This window comes from Bradyrhizobium sp. CCGB20, assembly GCF_024199855.1.
GTDB lineage: Bacteria > Pseudomonadota > Alphaproteobacteria > Rhizobiales > Xanthobacteraceae > Bradyrhizobium.
Genome location: NZ_JANADN010000001.1, coordinates 3008544 through 3026456, shown reverse-complemented (window position 1 = coordinate 3026456; position 17913 = coordinate 3008544). Strand labels below are relative to the sequence as shown.

14 protein-coding genes are annotated in these 17913 nt (G+C 64.4%); 10 read left to right on the top strand and 4 right to left on the bottom strand.

From position 1 onward, the window contains the following. Positions 1-37: 37 nt before the first annotated feature. The 3 genes from NLM15_RS13960 to NLM15_RS13950 are packed head-to-tail and all read right to left on the bottom strand — an operon-like array spanning position 38 to position 5695. Entirely contained in the window at positions 38-3418 is a 3381-nt protein-coding gene (locus NLM15_RS13960; protein WP_254117627.1) for an error-prone DNA polymerase, read from the bottom strand. Then, the gene (locus NLM15_RS13955; protein ID WP_254117626.1) at positions 3415-5010 is read right to left on the bottom strand and encodes a DNA polymerase Y family protein; all 1596 of its coding nucleotides are present in this window, start codon (positions 5008-5010) and stop codon (positions 3415-3417) included. Before NLM15_RS13955 ends, NLM15_RS13960 begins: the two co-directional genes overlap by 4 nt. Then, the gene (locus NLM15_RS13950) at positions 4907-5695 is read right to left on the bottom strand and encodes an ImuA family protein (RefSeq protein WP_254117625.1); all 789 of its coding nucleotides are present in this window, start codon (positions 5693-5695) and stop codon (positions 4907-4909) included. The genes NLM15_RS13955 and NLM15_RS13950 overlap by 104 nt, the downstream gene beginning before the upstream one ends. Before the next feature lie 163 nt (positions 5696-5858). Between NLM15_RS13950 and NLM15_RS13945 the strand changes: the two genes are divergently transcribed. The 3 genes from NLM15_RS13945 to NLM15_RS13935 all read left to right on the top strand — a co-directional run bounded on the left by NLM15_RS13945 (position 5859) and on the right by NLM15_RS13935 (position 10262). After that, entirely contained in the window at positions 5859-7094 is a 1236-nt protein-coding gene (locus tag NLM15_RS13945; RefSeq protein WP_254117623.1) for a putative DNA modification/repair radical SAM protein, read from the top strand. After that, the gene (locus NLM15_RS13940) at positions 7094-8536 is read left to right on the top strand and encodes a UdgX family uracil-DNA binding protein (RefSeq protein WP_254117621.1); all 1443 of its coding nucleotides are present in this window, start codon (positions 7094-7096) and stop codon (positions 8534-8536) included. Before NLM15_RS13945 ends, NLM15_RS13940 begins: the two co-directional genes overlap by 1 nt. 97 nt (positions 8537-8633) lie before the next feature. After that, the gene (locus NLM15_RS13935) at positions 8634-10262 is read left to right on the top strand and encodes an inorganic phosphate transporter (protein WP_254117620.1); all 1629 of its coding nucleotides are present in this window, start codon (positions 8634-8636) and stop codon (positions 10260-10262) included. Between the two features lie 73 nt (positions 10263-10335). On the opposite strand, the gene NLM15_RS13930 is transcribed toward NLM15_RS13935, so the two are convergent. Then, a complete protein-coding gene (locus NLM15_RS13930) occupies positions 10336-11508 on the bottom strand; it encodes a M20 aminoacylase family protein (protein WP_254117618.1) in 1173 nt (390 codons plus the stop codon). 172 nt (positions 11509-11680) lie between these two features. On the opposite strand from NLM15_RS13930, the gene NLM15_RS13925 reads away from it, so the two are divergent. From NLM15_RS13925 to NLM15_RS13895, 7 genes are all read left to right on the top strand, one after another. Continuing rightward, positions 11681-13300, top strand: a complete 1620-nt coding sequence (locus NLM15_RS13925) for a GMC family oxidoreductase (RefSeq protein WP_254117616.1) — start codon at positions 11681-11683, stop codon at positions 13298-13300. Between the two features lie 12 nt (positions 13301-13312). Beyond that, positions 13313-14203, top strand: coding sequence for an alpha/beta fold hydrolase (locus NLM15_RS13920; RefSeq protein WP_254117615.1), 891 nt, complete (start codon positions 13313-13315; stop codon positions 14201-14203). Positions 14204-14377: 174 nt separating this feature from the next. Further along, positions 14378-15322 carry a metallophosphoesterase gene (locus NLM15_RS13915; RefSeq protein ID WP_254117614.1) on the top strand — a complete coding sequence of 315 codons (945 nt, stop codon included), beginning with the start codon at positions 14378-14380 and terminating at the stop codon, positions 15320-15322. Positions 15323-15335: 13 nt separating this feature from the next. After that, positions 15336-15671: a cupredoxin family copper-binding protein gene (locus NLM15_RS13910; RefSeq protein ID WP_254117613.1), complete on the top strand. Its 336-nt coding sequence runs from the start codon at positions 15336-15338 to the stop codon at positions 15669-15671. 142 nt (positions 15672-15813) lie between these two features. Then, entirely contained in the window at positions 15814-16362 is a 549-nt protein-coding gene (locus NLM15_RS13905) for a sigma-70 family RNA polymerase sigma factor (RefSeq protein WP_254117612.1), read from the top strand. Continuing rightward, positions 16359-17132 (top strand): anti-sigma factor, encoded by a 774-nt coding sequence (locus NLM15_RS13900; protein ID WP_254117611.1) that lies wholly within the window; start codon positions 16359-16361, stop codon positions 17130-17132. Before NLM15_RS13905 ends, NLM15_RS13900 begins: the two co-directional genes overlap by 4 nt. 470 nt (positions 17133-17602) lie before the next feature. Next, positions 17603-17908, top strand: a complete 306-nt coding sequence (locus tag NLM15_RS13895; RefSeq protein WP_254124233.1) for a HigA family addiction module antitoxin — start codon at positions 17603-17605, stop codon at positions 17906-17908. Positions 17909-17913 lie beyond the last annotated feature (5 nt).

The following is a 17913-nucleotide window of genomic DNA, read 5'->3' as shown; positions in this document are numbered from 1 at the left end:
CCCACCCTACGGCAGTTTTGCCGGAGGCGCATAACCCTCAATGAAAATCCCGCGACGGCGGCAGGATGCGGACGTTGCGGGGGTGGCGGATTTTTTGTGCCGGCATATCCGCATGGGCGCGGGGGTCATCGTTGAGGGGCTCGACCACCGAGGCGCCTGCCGGCACCGGATGCTTGCGGCTCAGGGCATCGTTGGCAAGACCGACCAGATCGTGCGAACGGTCGATCATGCGCTGGGCGATCAGATGCGTCACCTTCTCCGGGCTGCTCTGAATGTAGCCCTGCACCTCGATCAGGCGCGCGCCCATCACCTCTTTCCGGTACTGCTCCATGATTTTGGGCCACACCACGACATTGGCGATGCCGGTTTCGTCCTCCAGCGTCATGAACACGACGCCGCTGGCGCTGCCCGGCCGCTGCCGCACCAGCACCACGCCGGCACAGCGGACGCGGCGCCGCTCGTTTTCGTGACTGATCTCCTTGCAGGCGACGACACGCTCACGCGAAAACATCTCGCGCAAAAATTCCATCGGATGGCCCTTCAGCGATAGGCGGATAGTCTGGTAGTCCGCGACCACCTGCTCGGCGCGCGGCATCACCGGCAGCGGCTTTGCGTGCTCGTCCGGTTGCTCGCGTGCGGTCGCCGCTTCGAATAGCGGCAGCGGCACGTCGTCAGGCAACCGCCGCACCTGCCACAGCGCCTCGCGGCGATCGAGCCCGAGCGAGCGGAACGCATCGGCATCCGCGAGCAGGATCAGCGCGCGCTTTGGCAGGCCGGTGTCGCGGGCAAAGTCTTCGAGCGAAGTAAAGGGGTGGCGGGTGCGCGCCTTGATGATGCGGTCGGCCCAGTCTTCCTGGGTGACATAGACTTTGCCTTGCCGCTCCGCCTGCTGCCTCTTGAGTTCCTCCTCATCCGGATCGAGCCAATGAAAACCGTCGACCTGGCGGAAGCCGAGGCGCACGGCGCAATATTTTTTATCGGTATTCTCCAGCGTGCTCTGCGCAAAGCTGTAGGAGACATCGATGTCGCGCACCTCGACGCCGTTCTTGCGGGCGTCGCCGACGATCTGCGCCGGCGCGTAAAAGCCCATCGGCTGCGAGTTCAGCAGGCCGCAGCAGAACGCATCGGGGTGATGGTACTTCAGCCATGACGAGATGTAGACGAGCTGCGCAAAGCTTGCCGCGTGGCTCTCGGGAAAACCGTAGGAGCCAAAGCCCTTGATCTGGTCGAAACAGCTTCTGGCGAAGTTGGGATCGTAGCCGCGCGCGACCATGTTGCCGATCAGCTTCTCCTCGTATTGGCCGATGGTGCCGACATTGCGGAATGTCGCCATCGAGCGGCGCAGGCCGTTGGCCTCCTCGGAGGTGAATCTTGCCGCCTCGATCGCAATGCGCATCGCCTGTTCCTGAAACAAAGGCACGCCCTTCGTCTTGTGAAGCACCTTGTAGAGCTCGTCTGCAGGACCATGCTCAGGCGATGGCGAGGGATAAGTGACTTTTTCCAGGCCGTTTCGTCGCCTCAAGTAAGGATGCACCATGTCGCCCTGGATCGGCCCGGGCCGCACGATCGCGACCTCGATGACGAGATCGTAGAACGTCCGCGGCTTCAGGCGCGGCAGCATGTTCATCTGCGCGCGGCTCTCGACCTGGAACACGCCGAGCGACTCTCCGTCACACAGCATGTCGTAAACTTTGGGATCGTCCTGCGGAACGCTCGCCAGAACCCAGCGCGTCCCCTTGTGCTCCGCGATCAGATCAAAACACTTTCTGATACAGGTCAGCATGCCCAGAGCGAGCACGTCGACCTTCATCATGTTGAGCGCGTCGACGTCGTCCTTGTCCCATTCGATGAAGGTGCGGTCGTCCATCGCGGCATTGCCGATGGGAACATAGGTGTCGAGCCGGTCCTGCGTGAGCACATAGCCGCCGACATGCTGGGAGAGATGTCGCGGGAATTCGATCAGCTCGGTCGCAAGCTCGACCGCGAGGTTGATCATGGGATTGTTGGGATCGAGCCCGGCCTGCCTGACCTGCATGTCGTTGAGGCCCTTGCCCCAGCTGCCCCAGACGGTGTCGGCGAGCGCGGCGGTGACGTCCTCGGTCAGGCCCAGCGCCTTGCCGACGTCGCGGATGGCGCTGCGCGGACGGTAATGGATGATGGTGGCGATGATCGCAGCGCGGTGGCGGCCGTAGCGGCGATAGACATATTGCATCACCTCCTCGCGCCGCGAATGCTCGAAATCGACATCGATGTCGGGCGGCTCGAGGCGCTCCTTGGAGATGAAGCGCTCGAACAGCAGATCGACCTTGGTGGGGTCGACCGAGGTGATGCCGAGCACGTAGCAGACGGCCGAGTTCGCCGCCGATCCCCGTCCCTGGCACAGGATGTTCTGGCTGCGCGCGTAGTGCACGATGTCATGCACGGTGAGGAAGTAATGCGCGTATTTCAGCTCGGCGATCAGCGCGAGCTCTTTCTTGAGGGTGGCGCGCAGCTTTGCGTCAATGTTGTCGATACCGCCGAAGTATTTGTCGACACCCGCCCAGGTCAGATCCTCCAGATGCCCCTGCGCGGTCTTGCCCGGCGGCACCGGCTCGTCCGGATATTGGTATTTGAGCTGGTCGAGCGTGAAGTCGATCCTGTCCGCAAAGCGCATGGTCTCCGCGATCGCCTCGGGAAAATCGCGGAACAGCCGCGCCATTTCGCGGGGCGTCTTCAGGAAGCGCTCGGCATTGGCTTCGAGCTTTCGTCCGACAGCTTCAATGGTGGTCTTTTCCCGGATGCAGGTCAGCACGTCCTGAAGCGGACGGCGGCCGGGATCGTGATAGAGCACCTCGTTGGTCGCGAGCAGCGGCACGTTTGCCTTGGCGGCGAGATCGTCGAGCCGCGCCAGGCGGCGGCGGTCGTCGCCGCGATAGATCAGGCTCGCCGCCAACCACACGCCTTCGGCGCGGCTCGCCCTGAGTTTGGCGAGAACATCCAGCGCCCGCTCGGCCTCGAAGCGATGCGGCAGCGTCAGGACCAGGAGCTGGCCTTCCGAAAATTCCAGGAGATCGGCGAAGGTGAGACGGCATTCCCCCTTCTCGATCCGCGTGATGTCGTCGCCGCGCTTGCCTCGGGTGAGGAGCTGGCACAGCCGGCCATAGGCGGCGCGGTCGCGCGGGTAGACGAAAATGTCGGGCGTGCCGTCGATGAAGACGATGCGCGCACCGATCAAGAGCTTGGGCTTGTGCAGCACCTTGTCATTGTCGAGCTCACTCCAGGCGCGCACCACGCCGGCCAGCGTATTGTGATCGGCGATGCCGATCACGGGAATGCCGAGCTTGCTGGCCTGATGTACGTAAGCGCGCGGATCCGAGCCGCCGCGCAGGAAGGAGAAATTGGTGGTGATGCCGATCTCGGCATAAGCGGGAGCGTTCATGCGAAGAGACCGTGCACATACCAGCCGGGAGAAGCGGGCTCGCCGTCGCCGTCGAACACCTCCCCCTCGTAAAGACCGTCGCGAAAGATCCAGAAACGCAGGCCTTCGGCATCCTCGATGCGGAAATAATCCCGCGTCAGCTGCTTGCCGTCCTGCCGCCACCATTCCATCGCGATGCGCTCGGGCCCTTCCACCCGCACCACCGCATGCAGCGCGCGGCGCCAGGTGAATTGATGCGGCGGACCGTCGGGCACGGTCGCGAACGGCACCTTGATCGGCTCCGGCTTGTCGAACAGCCTGAGCGGGCGCAGCGGCGGCTCGCTCTCGGCCCGCGCCGGCCACTCGGCCTGCATGGCGGCGGCGAGATGGTGCTGGGCAGGCGCCGCCAGCACCGCACATTCGGGGATATGGGTGTCCTGCGGCAGGTGGACGACGACGCGCCTTCCGCCGATGCGCGCGGCGATGCGGTCGATCAACGCGGCGAGCTCGTCATTGTCGTGAACATGGGCGTCGAGATCGCGCTGCTCCTGCACCACGATCTCGGTGCGGCTTGCCGACAGCCGCACCATGTCGAAGCCGAAACCGGGATCGAGGGGATCGGCGAGCGCATCGAGGCGTTCGCGAAACAGCCGGTCGATCACGGCGCTTCGCGTCACCGGGCGCCCGGTCTCGACCATGATCGCGCGCACCACGCCGTCGGTGCGGAAGAACGCGGCTTCCAGGCGCCGCGCGCCCTTGCCCTGCTTCTCCATGGAGGCGATCAGCGTGTCCGCGAGCCGGGACAGCGTCATCGCGATCATGGTGTCGGTCGCGATCGGCTCGGCGAAACGTTTCTCGACGATGTAATCGGGCAGCGGCTTTCGCGGGTTGATCGGCGCATCGCCCTGCCCCAGCGCATGCGCGAGCAGTGTGGAGAACCGTGCGCCGAACCGCGCCGTGATCTCGGAGGCGCTGCGCGATGCGACATCGCCGATGGTCTTCAGCCCGGCGCGGCGCAGGCCGGTGGTGATGGCCTCGCCCGCGCCGAGCGCTGATACCGGAAACCGGTCGATCGCCGCCGCCTCCCCGCCATTGGCGACGATGGTGCCGGAGGCCTGCCGCGTCAGCGTACGCGCGCAGACCGAGGTGCCGGCGATCGCCGCGCTGACGGCAAAGCCCTGGCGAGCGAGGGCACGGACCAGCGTCTGCAACAGCGCGGCCTCTCCGCCGAACAGATGCGCGCAGCCGGTGATATCAAGAAACAGCCCGTGCGGCGCATCCAGCGCCACCAGCGGCGTAAAGCGGTCGCACCAGTCCGCGATGTCGCTGAGCGTCTTCGCATCGGCCACGACATCGGCGTCGAACACCTTCAGGTCCGGGCACATCGCCCGCGCATTCGCCAGCGGCTGACCGATGTGCAGGCCGAGGCGCTCGGCGGCCTCGTCGAGCGCATGGATCACCAGTGCATTGTTGTCCTTGATGACGACGATGCTCGGCTCATTATTACTTTTACCCAACCCGGCGCTGCTGAAGAACCGCTGGATCCGGTCGATAGGCAGGCGCGGCAGCCACAGGCTGAGGATACGTCGACGGTTCAGAGAACTGGCACTCATCACATTTCCATTCCATGATCCACCGGCCACACGGGCCATGACGATTGCGCAAGAGCTCGGCATCGAAGCGCGGCGCGCCCCAGGCACTCCACATCGCCCCCGGCGGCGAATGCGCCGCGCGCAGCATCCATCGTGTCTCCGCAGTCGACGGCAGCGGCTGCGCGGCCATCCGCAGCATCAGCCCGGTGACGCCGGAGCCTTGCGCGGCCAGCGTCAGCTTGCGGCTCGCCACCAGATCGAACTGCCTGATCTCGCCCCAGAGCTCGAGCACGACCGCACCCAGCGCATCGCAGGCGAGCGCATCGGCCGAGGTGCGCAGCGCGCTCTCCACATCGGCCGCGCGCACCATCACCACGCGGCGCGGATCGAGGCCGATCTCGGCGAGCCCGCTCATCGACAGCGCGCCGGTCTCGAGCTCGGAAAAATCCTGCCGTATCCACAGCAGCGGTTTGCGTGCCGACACGCGCCCCGCGAGCCCCATCACGAAGCCCGTCGCGGCCGTCCCCTGCCGGCCCTCGCAAAACACCTCGTGGATCACCGCGCGCGCGAGCCCGCCCTTCAACGCGCTGTCGACCTCGCTGTGGCCGAGTGCGACGCGATCCTGCTGATGCACGACCTCCGCCGTCTCGATGCGCTCGATCTGGCCGCGCAAGGTCGCAAGCGCGCTCATACGTGCGCCGCTCATATACGCCGCTCCTTCAGAGGTGATTGCCGATGGCTCTCGAAAAGAGAACCAGCGGCTGGCTCATTTGTTCATGATATGTTCTAATATAAAGCTAACGGGACGCCTTGAGTCAATCGAATTGGTGCCCTGTCGGATTCATGAGCGGAATCAAAGGGATTCAAGAATGGACGTGCAACGCAAGCTCGAGATTTTGGCAGATGCCGCCAAGTACGACGCGTCCTGCGCCTCCAGCGGCACCGAGAAGCGGGATTCCAGCGACGGCAAGGGCATGGGCTCGACCGCGCCGGGCATGGGCATCTGCCATTCCTACGCGCCTGACGGACGCTGCATCTCGCTGCTCAAGGTGCTGCTGACCAACGCCTGCAATTACGACTGCCTCTATTGCGTCAACCGCGCCTCCTCCAACGTGCCGCGCGCCCGCTTCACCATCGACGAAGTGGTCAAGCTCACGCTCGACTTCTACCGGCGCAACTACATCGAAGGGCTATTCCTCTCCTCCGGCATCATCCGCAGCCCCGACTACACCATGGAGCAGGTGGTCAGCGTCGCGCGCAAACTGCGCGAGGAGCATCACTTCCGCGGCTACATCCATCTCAAGACCATTCCGGAGGCCGACGACGCGCTGATCGCGGAAGCCGGCAAATATGCCGATCGTCTCTCCATCAACATCGAGATGCCCGAGGAGACGAGCCTGCAGCAATTCGCGCCCGAGAAGGACGTGCGTGCGATCCGCCGCACCATGGGCCGGCTGCGGCTGAAGCTCGACGAGGCCGAGGAAGGCCGCAGCGCGAAGACGAAGGCCAGGCCGCAGCGCTTCGCGCCGGCCGGACAAAGCACGCAGATGATCGTCGGCGCCGACAGTGCAAATGATCACACCATTCTCCACACCAGCGCCAATCTCTACGGTTCCTACCGGCTGAGGCGCGTCTACTACTCCGCCTTCAGCCCGATCCCCGATGCCAGCCGCGCGCTGCCCCTGCGCGCACCGCCACTGCTGCGCGAGCATCGGCTCTACCAGGCCGACTGGCTGATGCGGTTCTATGGCTTCGACGTTGCGGAGATCGTCGACGACAGCGCGATGCTGCCGCTCGACATCGATCCGAAGCTCGCCTGGGCGCTACGCCATCGCGACCGCTTTCCGCTCGACGTCAACCGCGCCAGCCGCGAGGAGCTGCTGCGCGTGCCTGGCTTCGGCACAAAAGCCGTCGAACGCATCATCGCAACGCGGCGCACCACCACCATTCGCGTGGCCGATCTGGCGCGGCTGCACGTGCCCCGCAACAAGGCGCTGCCGTTCATCGTGCTCAGCGATCACCGGCCCGCCCCGCATCGCCTCGACGAGGCGCGGCTGATCGAACGGTTCAAACCGAAGGCAACACAACTGGGGTTTGGCTTCTGATGCAGTACATCACCCTCGACAATCAAACCGATTTCGATGGCTGGCGCAAAGCCGCACGTAGCCTCGTGCTTCATCATGTGCAGCCCACCGATGTCACCTGGACCGTGCAAGGCGGTGAAGCGGATTTGTTCGCGCCGCCCTCGCCGTCTCCGATACTTGAGCTGAATGACGGCACCTTCAATGTCTCAGCAAAATTCGTCGATCTCGCCAAGGCTGCGATCCTGCATCGTGATCCCGAGCGATTTGCGATCCTCTATCGCCTGCTCTGGCGATTGAAAGACAATCACGATCTCATCGAGGTCGCGACCGATGCCGACGTCGCGCAGGTCATTGCGATGGCAAGAGCGGTTCATCGCGACGAGCACAAGATGCATGCCTTCGTGCGCTTCCGCGAGATCGGCCGGGAGCGCGCAGCGCATTACGTCGCATGGTTCGAGCCGGAGCATCACATCGTCGAGCTCGCTGCGCCGTTCTTCGCAAAACGGTTTGCCGACATGCCCTGGTCGATCCTGACGCCTGATCTCTGCGCGCATTGGGACGGCCATGCGCTCTCGTTCACGCCGGGCGTGAGCAAGAACGAAGCGCCGGGCGAAGACCGGCTGGAGGAAACCTGGCGGCGCTACTACGCCAGCATCTTCAATCCGGCCCGGCTCAAGGTGAAAGCGATGCAGACGGAGATGCCGAAGAAATACTGGAGGAACCTGCCCGAGGCTTCGATCATTAAACCCTTGATCGAGGACGCCGAACGCATGACCGGCGCCATGATCGCCAATGCCGCAACCGATCCGCACAAGCCTCAGAAGCGGCCGGAGGCTCCGATGACACGCAAGCTTGCTGCCGACGATCTCGAAGCGCTCCGCGAGGAGGCCGCGCATTGTCGCGCCTGCCCGCTCTACAAGGACGCGACGCAGACCGTGTTCGGCGAAGGCCCGAAAGACGCGACCATCATGCTGGTCGGCGAGCAGCCCGGCGACAAGGAAGACCTCGCCGGCCATCCCTTCGTCGGCCCGGCCGGCCAGATGCTCGACCGCGCGCTTGCAGAAGCCGGCGTCGACCGCAAGAAGGTCTATGTCACCAACGCGGTCAAACATTTCAAATTCGTGCCGCGCGGAAAGATCCGCCTGCACCAGAAGCCGGCAACGCCGGAGATCAAAGCGTGTCGACAATGGTATGAGCGGGAAGTTTCGGCAATCGGGCCCGAGCTCATCGTGGCAATGGGCGCCACCGCCGCGCAAAGCGTGTTCGGCAAGATCACCCCGATCGGAAAGACCCGCGGCCGGCTCATCGACCTGCCCGACGGGCGCAAGGCGCTCGTGACGGTGCACCCGTCCTATCTGCTGCGGCTGCCTGATCCGGAAGCCAAGGTGCTGGAATATCAGCGCTTTGTCGAAGACCTGAAGATCGCCGCCGGCTTGCAGAAGAAGGCTCCGCGCGCGGCCTAAATACAGGTGGGAAAGCGACTTTTGGACGCAGTTGTCATCCAGCCTTCAAATCCATCGCGGACAATAGCCCTTCAAATTAGTTAAGGGGCGTCCAAAAATGACAGATGTTGCATTCGACCGTGCGGTAGGCGATCCGACGCCTGTCCAGCCGGCTTCCAGGCCAAATCTCGACAAAGGCTTCAATCCTCTGACGATGATCCTGTTCTTCGGCATCCTCGCCGCGGGCCTGCTGTTCGTTGCTTACAGCATCTATGCCGACATCGACGCAACCGGCACCAAGGTCACGACCTTCCTGCCCTACATCCTCCTGTTCGTCGCGCTGCTGATCGCGCTCGGCTTCGAATTCGTCAACGGCTTCCACGACACCGCCAATGCGGTGGCGACCGTGATCTACACCCACTCGCTGCCCGCCGAATTCGCGGTGATGTGGTCGGGCTTCTTCAACTTCCTCGGCGTGCTGCTGTCTTCCGGCGCCGTAGCCTTCGGCATCGTCTCGCTGCTGCCGGTCGAGCTGATCCTCCAGGTCGGCTCGAGCGCCGGCTTCGCGATGGTGTTCGCGCTGCTGATCGCCGCAATCCTGTGGAATCTCGGCACCTGGTATTTCGGCCTGCCCGCCTCCTCCTCGCACACCCTGATCGGTTCGATCATCGGCGTCGGCATCGCCAACGCCGTCATGCGCGGCCGCGACGGCACCTCGGGCGTGGACTGGAGCAAGGCCACCGAGATCGGCTACGCGCTCCTGCTCTCGCCGCTCTTCGGCTTCATCTGCGCCGCCGTGCTGTTGCTGCTGCTCAAGTTCATCGTGCGCAACCCGGCCCTGTACGCGGCGCCCGAAGGCAACAAGGCCCCGCCGCTCTGGATCCGCGGTCTGCTGATCGCGACCTGCACCGGCGTCAGCTTCGCCCACGGCTCGAACGATGGCCAGAAGGGCATGGGCCTGATCATGCTGATCCTGATCGGCACCGTGCCGACCGCTTACGCGCTCAACCGCGCGCTGCCGGAATCGCAGGTCGCCCAGTTCCAGAAGACCTCGGAGGCCGCCTCCAAGGTGATTGCGGCGAAGGGCGCCGGCCACGACATCATCGGCGATCCTCGCCCGGCGGTGACGCAGTACATCGCTCTGCATAAGCTCAACGAGGGCACCTATCCCTCGCTGGCCGTGCTGGTGAAGGACGTCGGCGACCAGGTCGCCAAATACGGTTCGCTGAACAAGGTGCCGGCGGAAGCCGTCGGCAACACCCGCAACGACATGTACCTGACCTCGGAAGCGATCCGCTTCCTGATGAAGGACAAGGAAAACGATCTCAGCAAGGACGAGGTCGCGGTGCTCAACACCTACAAGGGCTCGCTCGACGCCGCCACCAAGTTCATCCCGAACTGGGTGAAGATCGCGGTCGCCATCGCGCTCGGGCTCGGCACCATGATCGGCTGGAAGCGCATCGTCATCACGGTCGGTGAGAAGATCGGCAAGACCCATCTCACCTATGCGCAAGGAGCGTCCGCCGAGCTCGTCGCCGCCGCCACGATCGGGGCTGCCGACGTGTTCGGTCTGCCGGTCTCGACCACCCACGTGCTGTCGTCCGGCGTCGCCGGCACCATGGCCGCGAACGGTTCGGGCTTGCAAATGGCGACCATCCGCAACCTGCTGATGGCCTGGGTTCTCACGCTGCCCTGCGCGATCGCGCTGTCGGCCACGCTCTACGTGATCTTCTCGCGGATTTTCTGAGCGATCGCATCACTCAAACACAAAGGGCCCGTGCGATGCACGGGCCCTTTTCATTTCTGCTTCGCGTTCGGCCTCACGACGCCGCGAGCGATTCCTCGACCAGCTTGACCCAGTAGGACGTACCGTAAACGATCGCCTCGTCGTTGAAATTGTAGGCGGGGTGATGCAGGCCGGCGCTGTCGCCGTTGCCGCAGAAGATGAAGGCGCCGGGGCGGGCTTCGAGCATGTAGGCGAAATCCTCGCCGCCCATCAGCGGCGGCATCTCGTGCACATTGGCTTCGCCGGCAACGTTTTTGGCGATGCGCCGCGCCACCTCGGTCTCCGCGGCGTGGTTGTTCACGACCGGGTAGTTGCGCTTGTAGCGCAGATCAATCCTGGCGCCGGTGATCTGCGCCACGCCCGCCACCACCTCGTGCACGCGCTTCTCGACCAGCTTGCGCACCTCAGGCGACAACGTGCGGATGGTGCCCCTCAACGTCGCGGTCTGCGGAATGACGTTGCGGGCATTGCCGGCGTGGAATTCGCAGATCGAGATCACGGCCGATTCCAGGGGATCGACGCTGCGCGCGACGATGGACTGCAGCGCGGTGATGACCTGGGCGCCGACCAGCACGGAATCGACGCATTTGTGCGGACGCGCGGCGTGGCCGCCGAGGCCCTCGATGTTGATGTCGACCTCGTCGGTCGCCGCCATGATCGGACCCGGCCGGATCGCGAACGAGCCGATCGGAATGCCCGGGCCGTTGTGCATGCCGTAGACCTGCTCGATGCCGAAGCGCTCCATCAGGCCGTCCTTGACCATGGCCGCGCCGCCGGCGCCGCCCTCCTCGGCGGGCTGGAAGATCACCACCGCATCTCCGGCGAAGTTGCGGGTCTCGGCGAGATAGCGGGCCGCGCCGAGCAACATCGCGGTATGGCCGTCATGGCCGCAGGCGTGCATCTTGCCGGGGTTCTTGGAGGCGTAAGGCAGATTGGTCTGCTCCTCGACGGGCAGCGCGTCCATGTCCGCGCGCAGACCGATGGTCTTGAGCCCCTCGCCGGCCGGCTTGCTGCCCTTGATCACGCCGACCACGCCGGTCTGGCCGAGGCCGGTCACGACCTCATCGCAGCCGAACTCGCGCAGCCGGTCCGCAACGAATGCTGCGGTGCGGTGAACGTCGTACAGCAGCTCTGGATGCTGGTGGATGTCCCGGCGCCAGGCCTGAATATCGGGTTGAAGGTCGGCGACGCGGTTGACGATGGGCATGGAGGGACTCGAGCTTTGTTGAAAATACAGGACTGTCTACCATGCAAGCGCCAGTCCACCCAACTGCCGCGGATCGGGCCTAGCCCTGACGAGCAGGCATGGCCGGGCTTGTCCCGGTCGGCCGCCTCTGCCTATTAGGACGGAAGGTTGAGACCATCCGGGTGGAAGCAGAATGCCAAGACGGCTCGAAGGTGAATTTGACTACATTGTCGTCGGGGCCGGCACCGCGGGGTGCATCTTGGCCAATCGGCTGTCGGCTGATCCCGGGAATCGTGTCCTCATTCTCGAAGCTGGCGGCGACGACAACTGGATCTGGTTCCACATTCCGGTCGGCTACCTCTTCGCGATCGGCAATCCGCGCTCGGACTGGATGTTCAAGACCGAGGCCGAGCCCGGACTGAACGGCCGCGCGCTGGCCTATCCCCGCGGCAAGGTGATCGGCGGCTCTTCGGCGATCAACGCCATGATCTCGATGCGCGGACAGGCGGCCGATTACGATCATTGGCGCCAGCTCGGCATGACCGGCTGGGGTTATGACGACGTGCTGCCGCTGTTCAAGCGGCTGGAAGATCACTTCCTCGGCGCGAGCGAGCATCACGGCACCGGCGGCGGCTGGCGCATCGAGGCGCCGCGGCTGTCCTGGGACGTTCTCGATGCCGTCGGCGACGCCGCCGAGGAGATGGGCATCAAGCGCATCCCGGATTTCAACACCGGCGACAACGAAGGCACCAGCTATTTCCACGTCAACCAGAAGCGCGGCCGGCGCTGGTCGTCGGCACGCGGCTTCCTCAAGCCGGCGCTGAACCGTCCCAATTTGCGGCTCGAGAAGCACGTGCTGGTCGATCGTCTGATCATCGAGCACGGCCGCGCCGTCGGCGTGCGCTTCATGCAGAATGGCGAGATCATCGAGGCGCGTGCCAAACGCGAGGTGGTCCTCTCGGCCGGCTCGATCGGCTCGGTGCAGGTGCTGCATCGCTCCGGTATCGGCCCCGCCGACTGGCTGTCGCCGCTCGGCATCGACATCGTGATGGACAAGCCCGGCGTCGGCCGCAACCTGCAGGACCATCTCCAGCAACGCGCGATCTACAAGGTCGAGGGCGTGCGCACGCTGAACGAGACCTACTACAATCTGTTCCGCCGCGGCCTGATGGGGCTCGACTACGCCTTCCGCCGCCGCGGTCCCCTGACCATGGCGCCATCGCAGCTCGGCATCTTCACGCGCTCCGATGCGACGCGCGCGCGCGCCAACATCCAGTTCCACGTGCAACCGCTGTCGCTCGACAAGTTCGGCGATCCCCTGCACCGCTTCCCTGCGATCACGGTGAGTGCCTGCAATCTCCAGCCGACCTCGCGCGGCACGGTGCGGCTACGCTCGGCCACACCTGACGAGAAGCCGATCATTGCGCCGAACTATCTGTCGACCGACGACGACCGCCAGGTCGGCGCCGACGCCATCCGCACCACCCGCCGCCTGATGCAGCAGAAGGCGCTGGCAAAGTACCGCCCGAGCGAATATCTGCCCGGCCCCTCCGTCGGCGACGACGATGCCTCGCTCGCCAAAGCCGCCGGCGACATCGGCACCACGATCTTCCACCCCGTCGGCACCGCGAAGATGGGCGCGGCGAACGACCCGATGGCCGTGGTCGACGAGCGCCTGCGCTTCTACGGCCTCACAGGCCTGCGCATCGTCGATGCCTCGATCATGCCAACCATCACCTCGGGCAACACCAACACGCCGACAGCGATGATCGCCGAGAAAGGTGCGACGATGATTCTGGAGGATGCGAAGTAGCATCCGGTCTCCATGATCAACCCGCACCGCTTTTCAATCGGTCCCGCCGACATACAGATCGCCATGCTGCGATGGGGTGAGAGCGGCAAGCCGCCTGCCCTGCTCGTGCACGGCACCGGTTTCGTCGCCGACGTCTGGGATGAGGTCGCACGCGAACTTGCATCGACCTACACAGTCTATGCGCTCGACCGCCGCGGCCATGGCGCGAGCCACAAACCCGGCGCCTATCATTTCCTCGATTATGCCGACGACATCTGCCGGGTGATCGATGCGCTCAGGCTGCGCGACGTCTATGCGATCGGCCACAGCGCAGGCGCGACCGACCTGCTGCTCGCGGCAAAACTCTTGCCCGGTCGTTTCACGCGTCTGTTCGTGATGGAGCCCACTGTAATGGACCCTCGCGCGGCGCGCGCCGGAGGACTAAACGACGAATCCATCGCCCGCGTGCAGAGTACGCTGCGCCGGCGCGCCGAGTTCGATAGTGCCGACGCCGTCTTCGAACGCTACCGCGCAGCGCCCGCGTTTACGGATTGGACCGAGACGTCGCTCCGGGCGTATGTCCGTCACGGCTTTGTGCCGCTCGACGATGGCCGCGTCCGGCTCTGCTGCACGCCCGAGATCGAGTCGGCGATCCTGCGTCCGATCTACGAGGTGATGGAACAGGTTTACGTTGGCGATGCCCGCGGCAATCCGTTTACCGGGCTCACCGAGATCAATTGTCCGGTGCGCGTCACGACCGCCGCAAAGTCGGGGCCGATCTACAAGGAGATGGCGCGACGTGCCGTGTCGCTGATCCCGCGCGTCAGTACGATGGTCTTTAATGGCGCCGGGCACTGCGTGGCGCAGGAAGCGCCCGCGGCCGTGGTTGAGGCCGTGCGGGAATTCGCGAACTCCGCTCCGTAGCCCGGATGGAGCGAAGCGGAAACCGGGGATAGCCCCGCGCACTGGCCCCGCATTCCGCTATGCTCCATGCGGGCTACAGCCACCTCACGAAATCGTCATCACCTCCCGCGAATAAACCCGCCCCTCCCCCGATCACCTCCCCGAAGCCCAATTCCGGGCGAGAGGAGATGTGCGATGAGCGGACACGATCACGGGGACGACGGCGTCAGCCGCCGCAAGGTGCTGGAATGCATGACCTGGGCCGGCACCGGGGTGCTCTGGACCATCACGGGCGGCGTGCCGCGCTCGCTCGGCATCATCGATTCCGCGCAGGCCGCAACCGCGGCCACGCCGGGAATGACCTTTCTCCAGATCAGCGACAGCCATGTCGGCTTCGACAAGCCGGCCAATCCCAATGCGCTCGGCACGCTGGAGGAAGCGGTGGGCAAGATCAACGCGATGCCGGCCAAGCCGTCGTTCATGATCCACACCGGCGACATCACCCACCTGTCGAAAGCCTCCGAGTTCGACAATGCCGACCGCATCATCTCGCAAAGCAAGCTCGACGTGCACTATGTGCCCGGCGAGCATGACTTCCTCGACGAGGAGGTGAAGTTCTATCGCGAGCGCTACGGCCGCGGCACGAAGGGCGCGGGCTGGTATTCGTTCGATGCCGGCGGCGTGCACTTCGTCGGCCTCGTCAACGTCGTCGACCTTAAGGCCGGCGGCCTCGGCAATCTCGGCGCCGAGCAGCTCGCCTGGCTCGAGGACGATCTGCGCGGCAAGTCGAAATCGACACCGATCGTGCTGTTCGCCCACATCCCGCTCTGGACCGTCTATCCCGAATGGGGCTGGGGCACCGAGGACGGCGGCCGCGCGCTGGAACATGTGAAAGGCTTCGGCTCGGTCACGGTGCTGAACGGCCACATCCACCAGGTGATGCAGAAGGTCGAGGGCAACGTCACGTTCCACACCGCGCGCTCCACCGCCTTCCCGCAGCCCGCGCCGGGCGCCGCCCCCTCGCCCGGACCGATGAAGGTCGAGGATGCAAGGCTCCGCTCCATGCTCGGCGTCGCCAGCATCAACTTCAAGCAGAACGAGCAGCGGCTCGCGATCATCGACACGCCGCTTCAGGGTTGAACGGAATCTGACAATGAAAACACTCAATCGCCGCGACTTCGGCGTCGACCTTGGTCTCGCTTTGGCCGCGGCCATCCTGTTGCCCGCAACAACCGCCCGCGCCGACGACATGGACGTTCACATCGACAATTTCGTTTTCCAGCCGGCCGAGCTCAAGATCAAGGTCGGCACCACCGTGACCTGGACCAACCGGGACGACATCCCGCACACGATCGTTTCGGCAGGCAAATTCAGGTCAAAGACCCTGGACACCGACGACAAGTTCTCGTTCACCTTCACCAATGCGGGCGACTACAAGTATTTTTGTTCGCTGCACCCGCACATGACGGGGATGATCAAGGTTGAGTAACAGCTCGAACCAAGGCATCAACGTCTTGCCCGGCCGGTGGTCCCACGCCGGCCGGGCTCGTGTGCCTTCGGTCACACACGCCGACGAAACGAACAGGGACGAAACAACGCGCCGCGCAGAACAAGAGGCAAAGCGAGGAGCGATGCCCGCCAACGACGATATGCAGAAGGCGCAGCGCTTCCGCGAGGCGACGCTGCCCTATCTCGACGACGTCTACACGCTCGCGCGCTATCTGCTGCGCGACGCTTCCGACGCCGAGGATGCGGTGCAGGAGTGCTATCTGCGCGCGCTGAAACATTTCGACAGCTATCGCGGGCCGGCGATGAAGCCTTGGCTGTTCGCGATCCTGCGCAACGTCTGCAATGCCGAATATGCGCGGCGCGCGCACAGGCCCGGCGCGATCGAGGATACACCCGGCGCCGCCGAGCAGACGCCGATCTGGCAGGAGAGCGAGGCGAACCCGGAGACCGAAGTGCTGCGCAGCCGCGATGCCGGCGCCATCCGCAAGCTGATCGACGCACTCGCCGAACCATTCAAGGAAACATTCGTGCTGCGAGAGATCAACAACCTGTCCTACCGTGAGATCGCCGAGACCGTCGGCGCCCCCGTCGGCACCGTGATGTCCCGCCTCGCCCGCGCCCGCGCCATGCTGCGCGCGGCCTGGACGGCGGAAGAGGAGCACTCAAGATGACCTGCGACGAAGCAAGGGTCCTGCTTCACGCGCTGCTCGACAACGAGCTCGATGCCGGCCACGCGCGCGAGGTCGAGGCCCATATCGCCAGCTGCCCGGCCTGCGCCGCCGAATTTGCCGCCCAGCGCGAGATGCAGCGTGTGCTCACTGATACCAATCTGCGCTACACCGCGCCCGCAAACCTGCGCGCCCGGATCGAAGCCTCGCTGCCGCAGCCGCAAGCGCAACGCCAACAACCGAGCCGCCGCTCCGTGCTGCGTGGCTTTGCCATGGGCTCGGCGGTCTCCGCGCTCGCGGCCTCCGGCGTCGTCGCATTGGTGCTGCGCCAGGACGACCAGCAGCGCATCCTGTCGGAGGTCGTCTCCGCGCATCTGCGCTCACTACAGGCCGGGCACCTCATCGACGTGGTCTCGAGCGACCAGCACACGGTGAAGCCGTGGTTCAACGGCAAGCTCGACGTCGCTCCGCCCGTGATCGATCTCACCGCGCAAGGTTTTACGCTGGTCGGCGGCCGGCTCGACTATATCGACGCACGTGCCATCGGCGCGGTCGTCTACAAGCGCCGGCAGCACGTGGTCAATCTGTTCGTGTCGCAAACGTCGAACGCGGAATATCGCGCGCCAAAGACCGAGACCATGCAGGGCTTCAACTGCCGCCGCTGGGGCAATCGCGGCCTGAACTTCTGGGCGGTCAGCGATCTCGGCGCCGACGAGCTCGCCGAGTTCGTCGACAAGTTCGAGGCGGCAATGAAGGCGAATGTGGAGGGGTAGGTTCGGCCAGCTCATCGCGAGTGAAGCGAAGCAATCCAGACTTTGACCGCTGCAACAGAGCTAATTCGCGGGGCGTTAGCAAGAAATGCTAAACGTCCAACGCTCGTGCCACTATCAAGAAAGTCGCAAGGATAAGCCAGAACATCCCTGTGATCAGGGCCGCCGTCTTCACCCGGCTGAGATTTGCGAGGCACTCTTCCGAAACGAGCATGTCACTCGGATCGTGCATCCACCGAAAGGAAGCGCGTATCGCGGTGAATGGTCCAACTGTAAGCGGCTTTGGAACTGAAGACCTGTACGCGCTGACGCAATGCTGCAAGTAGAAGATCGATCCCGCGCCCGCCACAAAAAGGAGAAAACCGACAAGCTTGATTGTGGGTCCCATCGATGAATTGTCCTGCGGCGGCAATCTGGAAGACGCTCCTGGATTTCGCTTTGCTCCATCAGGGCTAGGCCACTATAATTCCTTTATGGCCAAGAAACTCAAGCCCATGCACCCTGGTGAGGTTCTGCGAGAGGAATTTCTGATCCCGCTGAACATGTCCGCTGGCGCACTCGCCAGGACATGCGGCCTGCCGCGCACGCGTATCGAGCGGATTGCGAGTGAGCAGACCGGGATCACCGCCGACACCGCACTTCGACTCGCCAAGGCGCTCGGCACGACCGCCGAGCTTTGGCTCAATCTTCAGAATGATTACGACATCCAGATCGCCAAACGGGATCTCGGCAAGGCGCTCGATCGCATCGAAACCGTGAACAAGCCGAAGGCGGCCTGATCAGA

What these genes read in the sequence shown, in the direction of transcription:
- NLM15_RS13960 (WP_254117627.1), bottom strand. Translation starts at nt 3,418, where the DNA reads ATGAACGCTCCCGCTTATGCCGAGATCGGCATCACCACCAATTTCTCC.
- NLM15_RS13955 (WP_254117626.1), bottom strand. Translation starts at nt 5,010, where the DNA reads ATGAGTGCCAGTTCTCTGAACCGTCGACGTATCCTCAGCCTGTGGCTG.
- NLM15_RS13950 (WP_254117625.1), bottom strand. Translation starts at nt 5,695, where the DNA reads ATGAGCGGCGCACGTATGAGCGCGCTTGCGACCTTGCGCGGCCAGATC.
- NLM15_RS13945 (WP_254117623.1), top strand. Translation starts at nt 5,859, where the DNA reads ATGGACGTGCAACGCAAGCTCGAGATTTTGGCAGATGCCGCCAAGTAC.
- NLM15_RS13940 (WP_254117621.1), top strand. Translation starts at nt 7,094, where the DNA reads ATGCAGTACATCACCCTCGACAATCAAACCGATTTCGATGGCTGGCGC.
- NLM15_RS13935 (WP_254117620.1), top strand. Translation starts at nt 8,634, where the DNA reads ATGACAGATGTTGCATTCGACCGTGCGGTAGGCGATCCGACGCCTGTC.
- NLM15_RS13930 (WP_254117618.1), bottom strand. Translation starts at nt 11,508, where the DNA reads ATGCCCATCGTCAACCGCGTCGCCGACCTTCAACCCGATATTCAGGCC.
- NLM15_RS13925 (WP_254117616.1), top strand. Translation starts at nt 11,681, where the DNA reads ATGCCAAGACGGCTCGAAGGTGAATTTGACTACATTGTCGTCGGGGCC.
- NLM15_RS13920 (WP_254117615.1), top strand. Translation starts at nt 13,313, where the DNA reads ATGATCAACCCGCACCGCTTTTCAATCGGTCCCGCCGACATACAGATC.
- NLM15_RS13915 (WP_254117614.1), top strand. Translation starts at nt 14,378, where the DNA reads ATGAGCGGACACGATCACGGGGACGACGGCGTCAGCCGCCGCAAGGTG.
- NLM15_RS13910 (WP_254117613.1), top strand. Translation starts at nt 15,336, where the DNA reads ATGAAAACACTCAATCGCCGCGACTTCGGCGTCGACCTTGGTCTCGCT.
- NLM15_RS13905 (WP_254117612.1), top strand. Translation starts at nt 15,814, where the DNA reads ATGCCCGCCAACGACGATATGCAGAAGGCGCAGCGCTTCCGCGAGGCG.
- NLM15_RS13900 (WP_254117611.1), top strand. Translation starts at nt 16,359, where the DNA reads ATGACCTGCGACGAAGCAAGGGTCCTGCTTCACGCGCTGCTCGACAAC.
- NLM15_RS13895 (WP_254124233.1), top strand. Translation starts at nt 17,603, where the DNA reads ATGGCCAAGAAACTCAAGCCCATGCACCCTGGTGAGGTTCTGCGAGAG.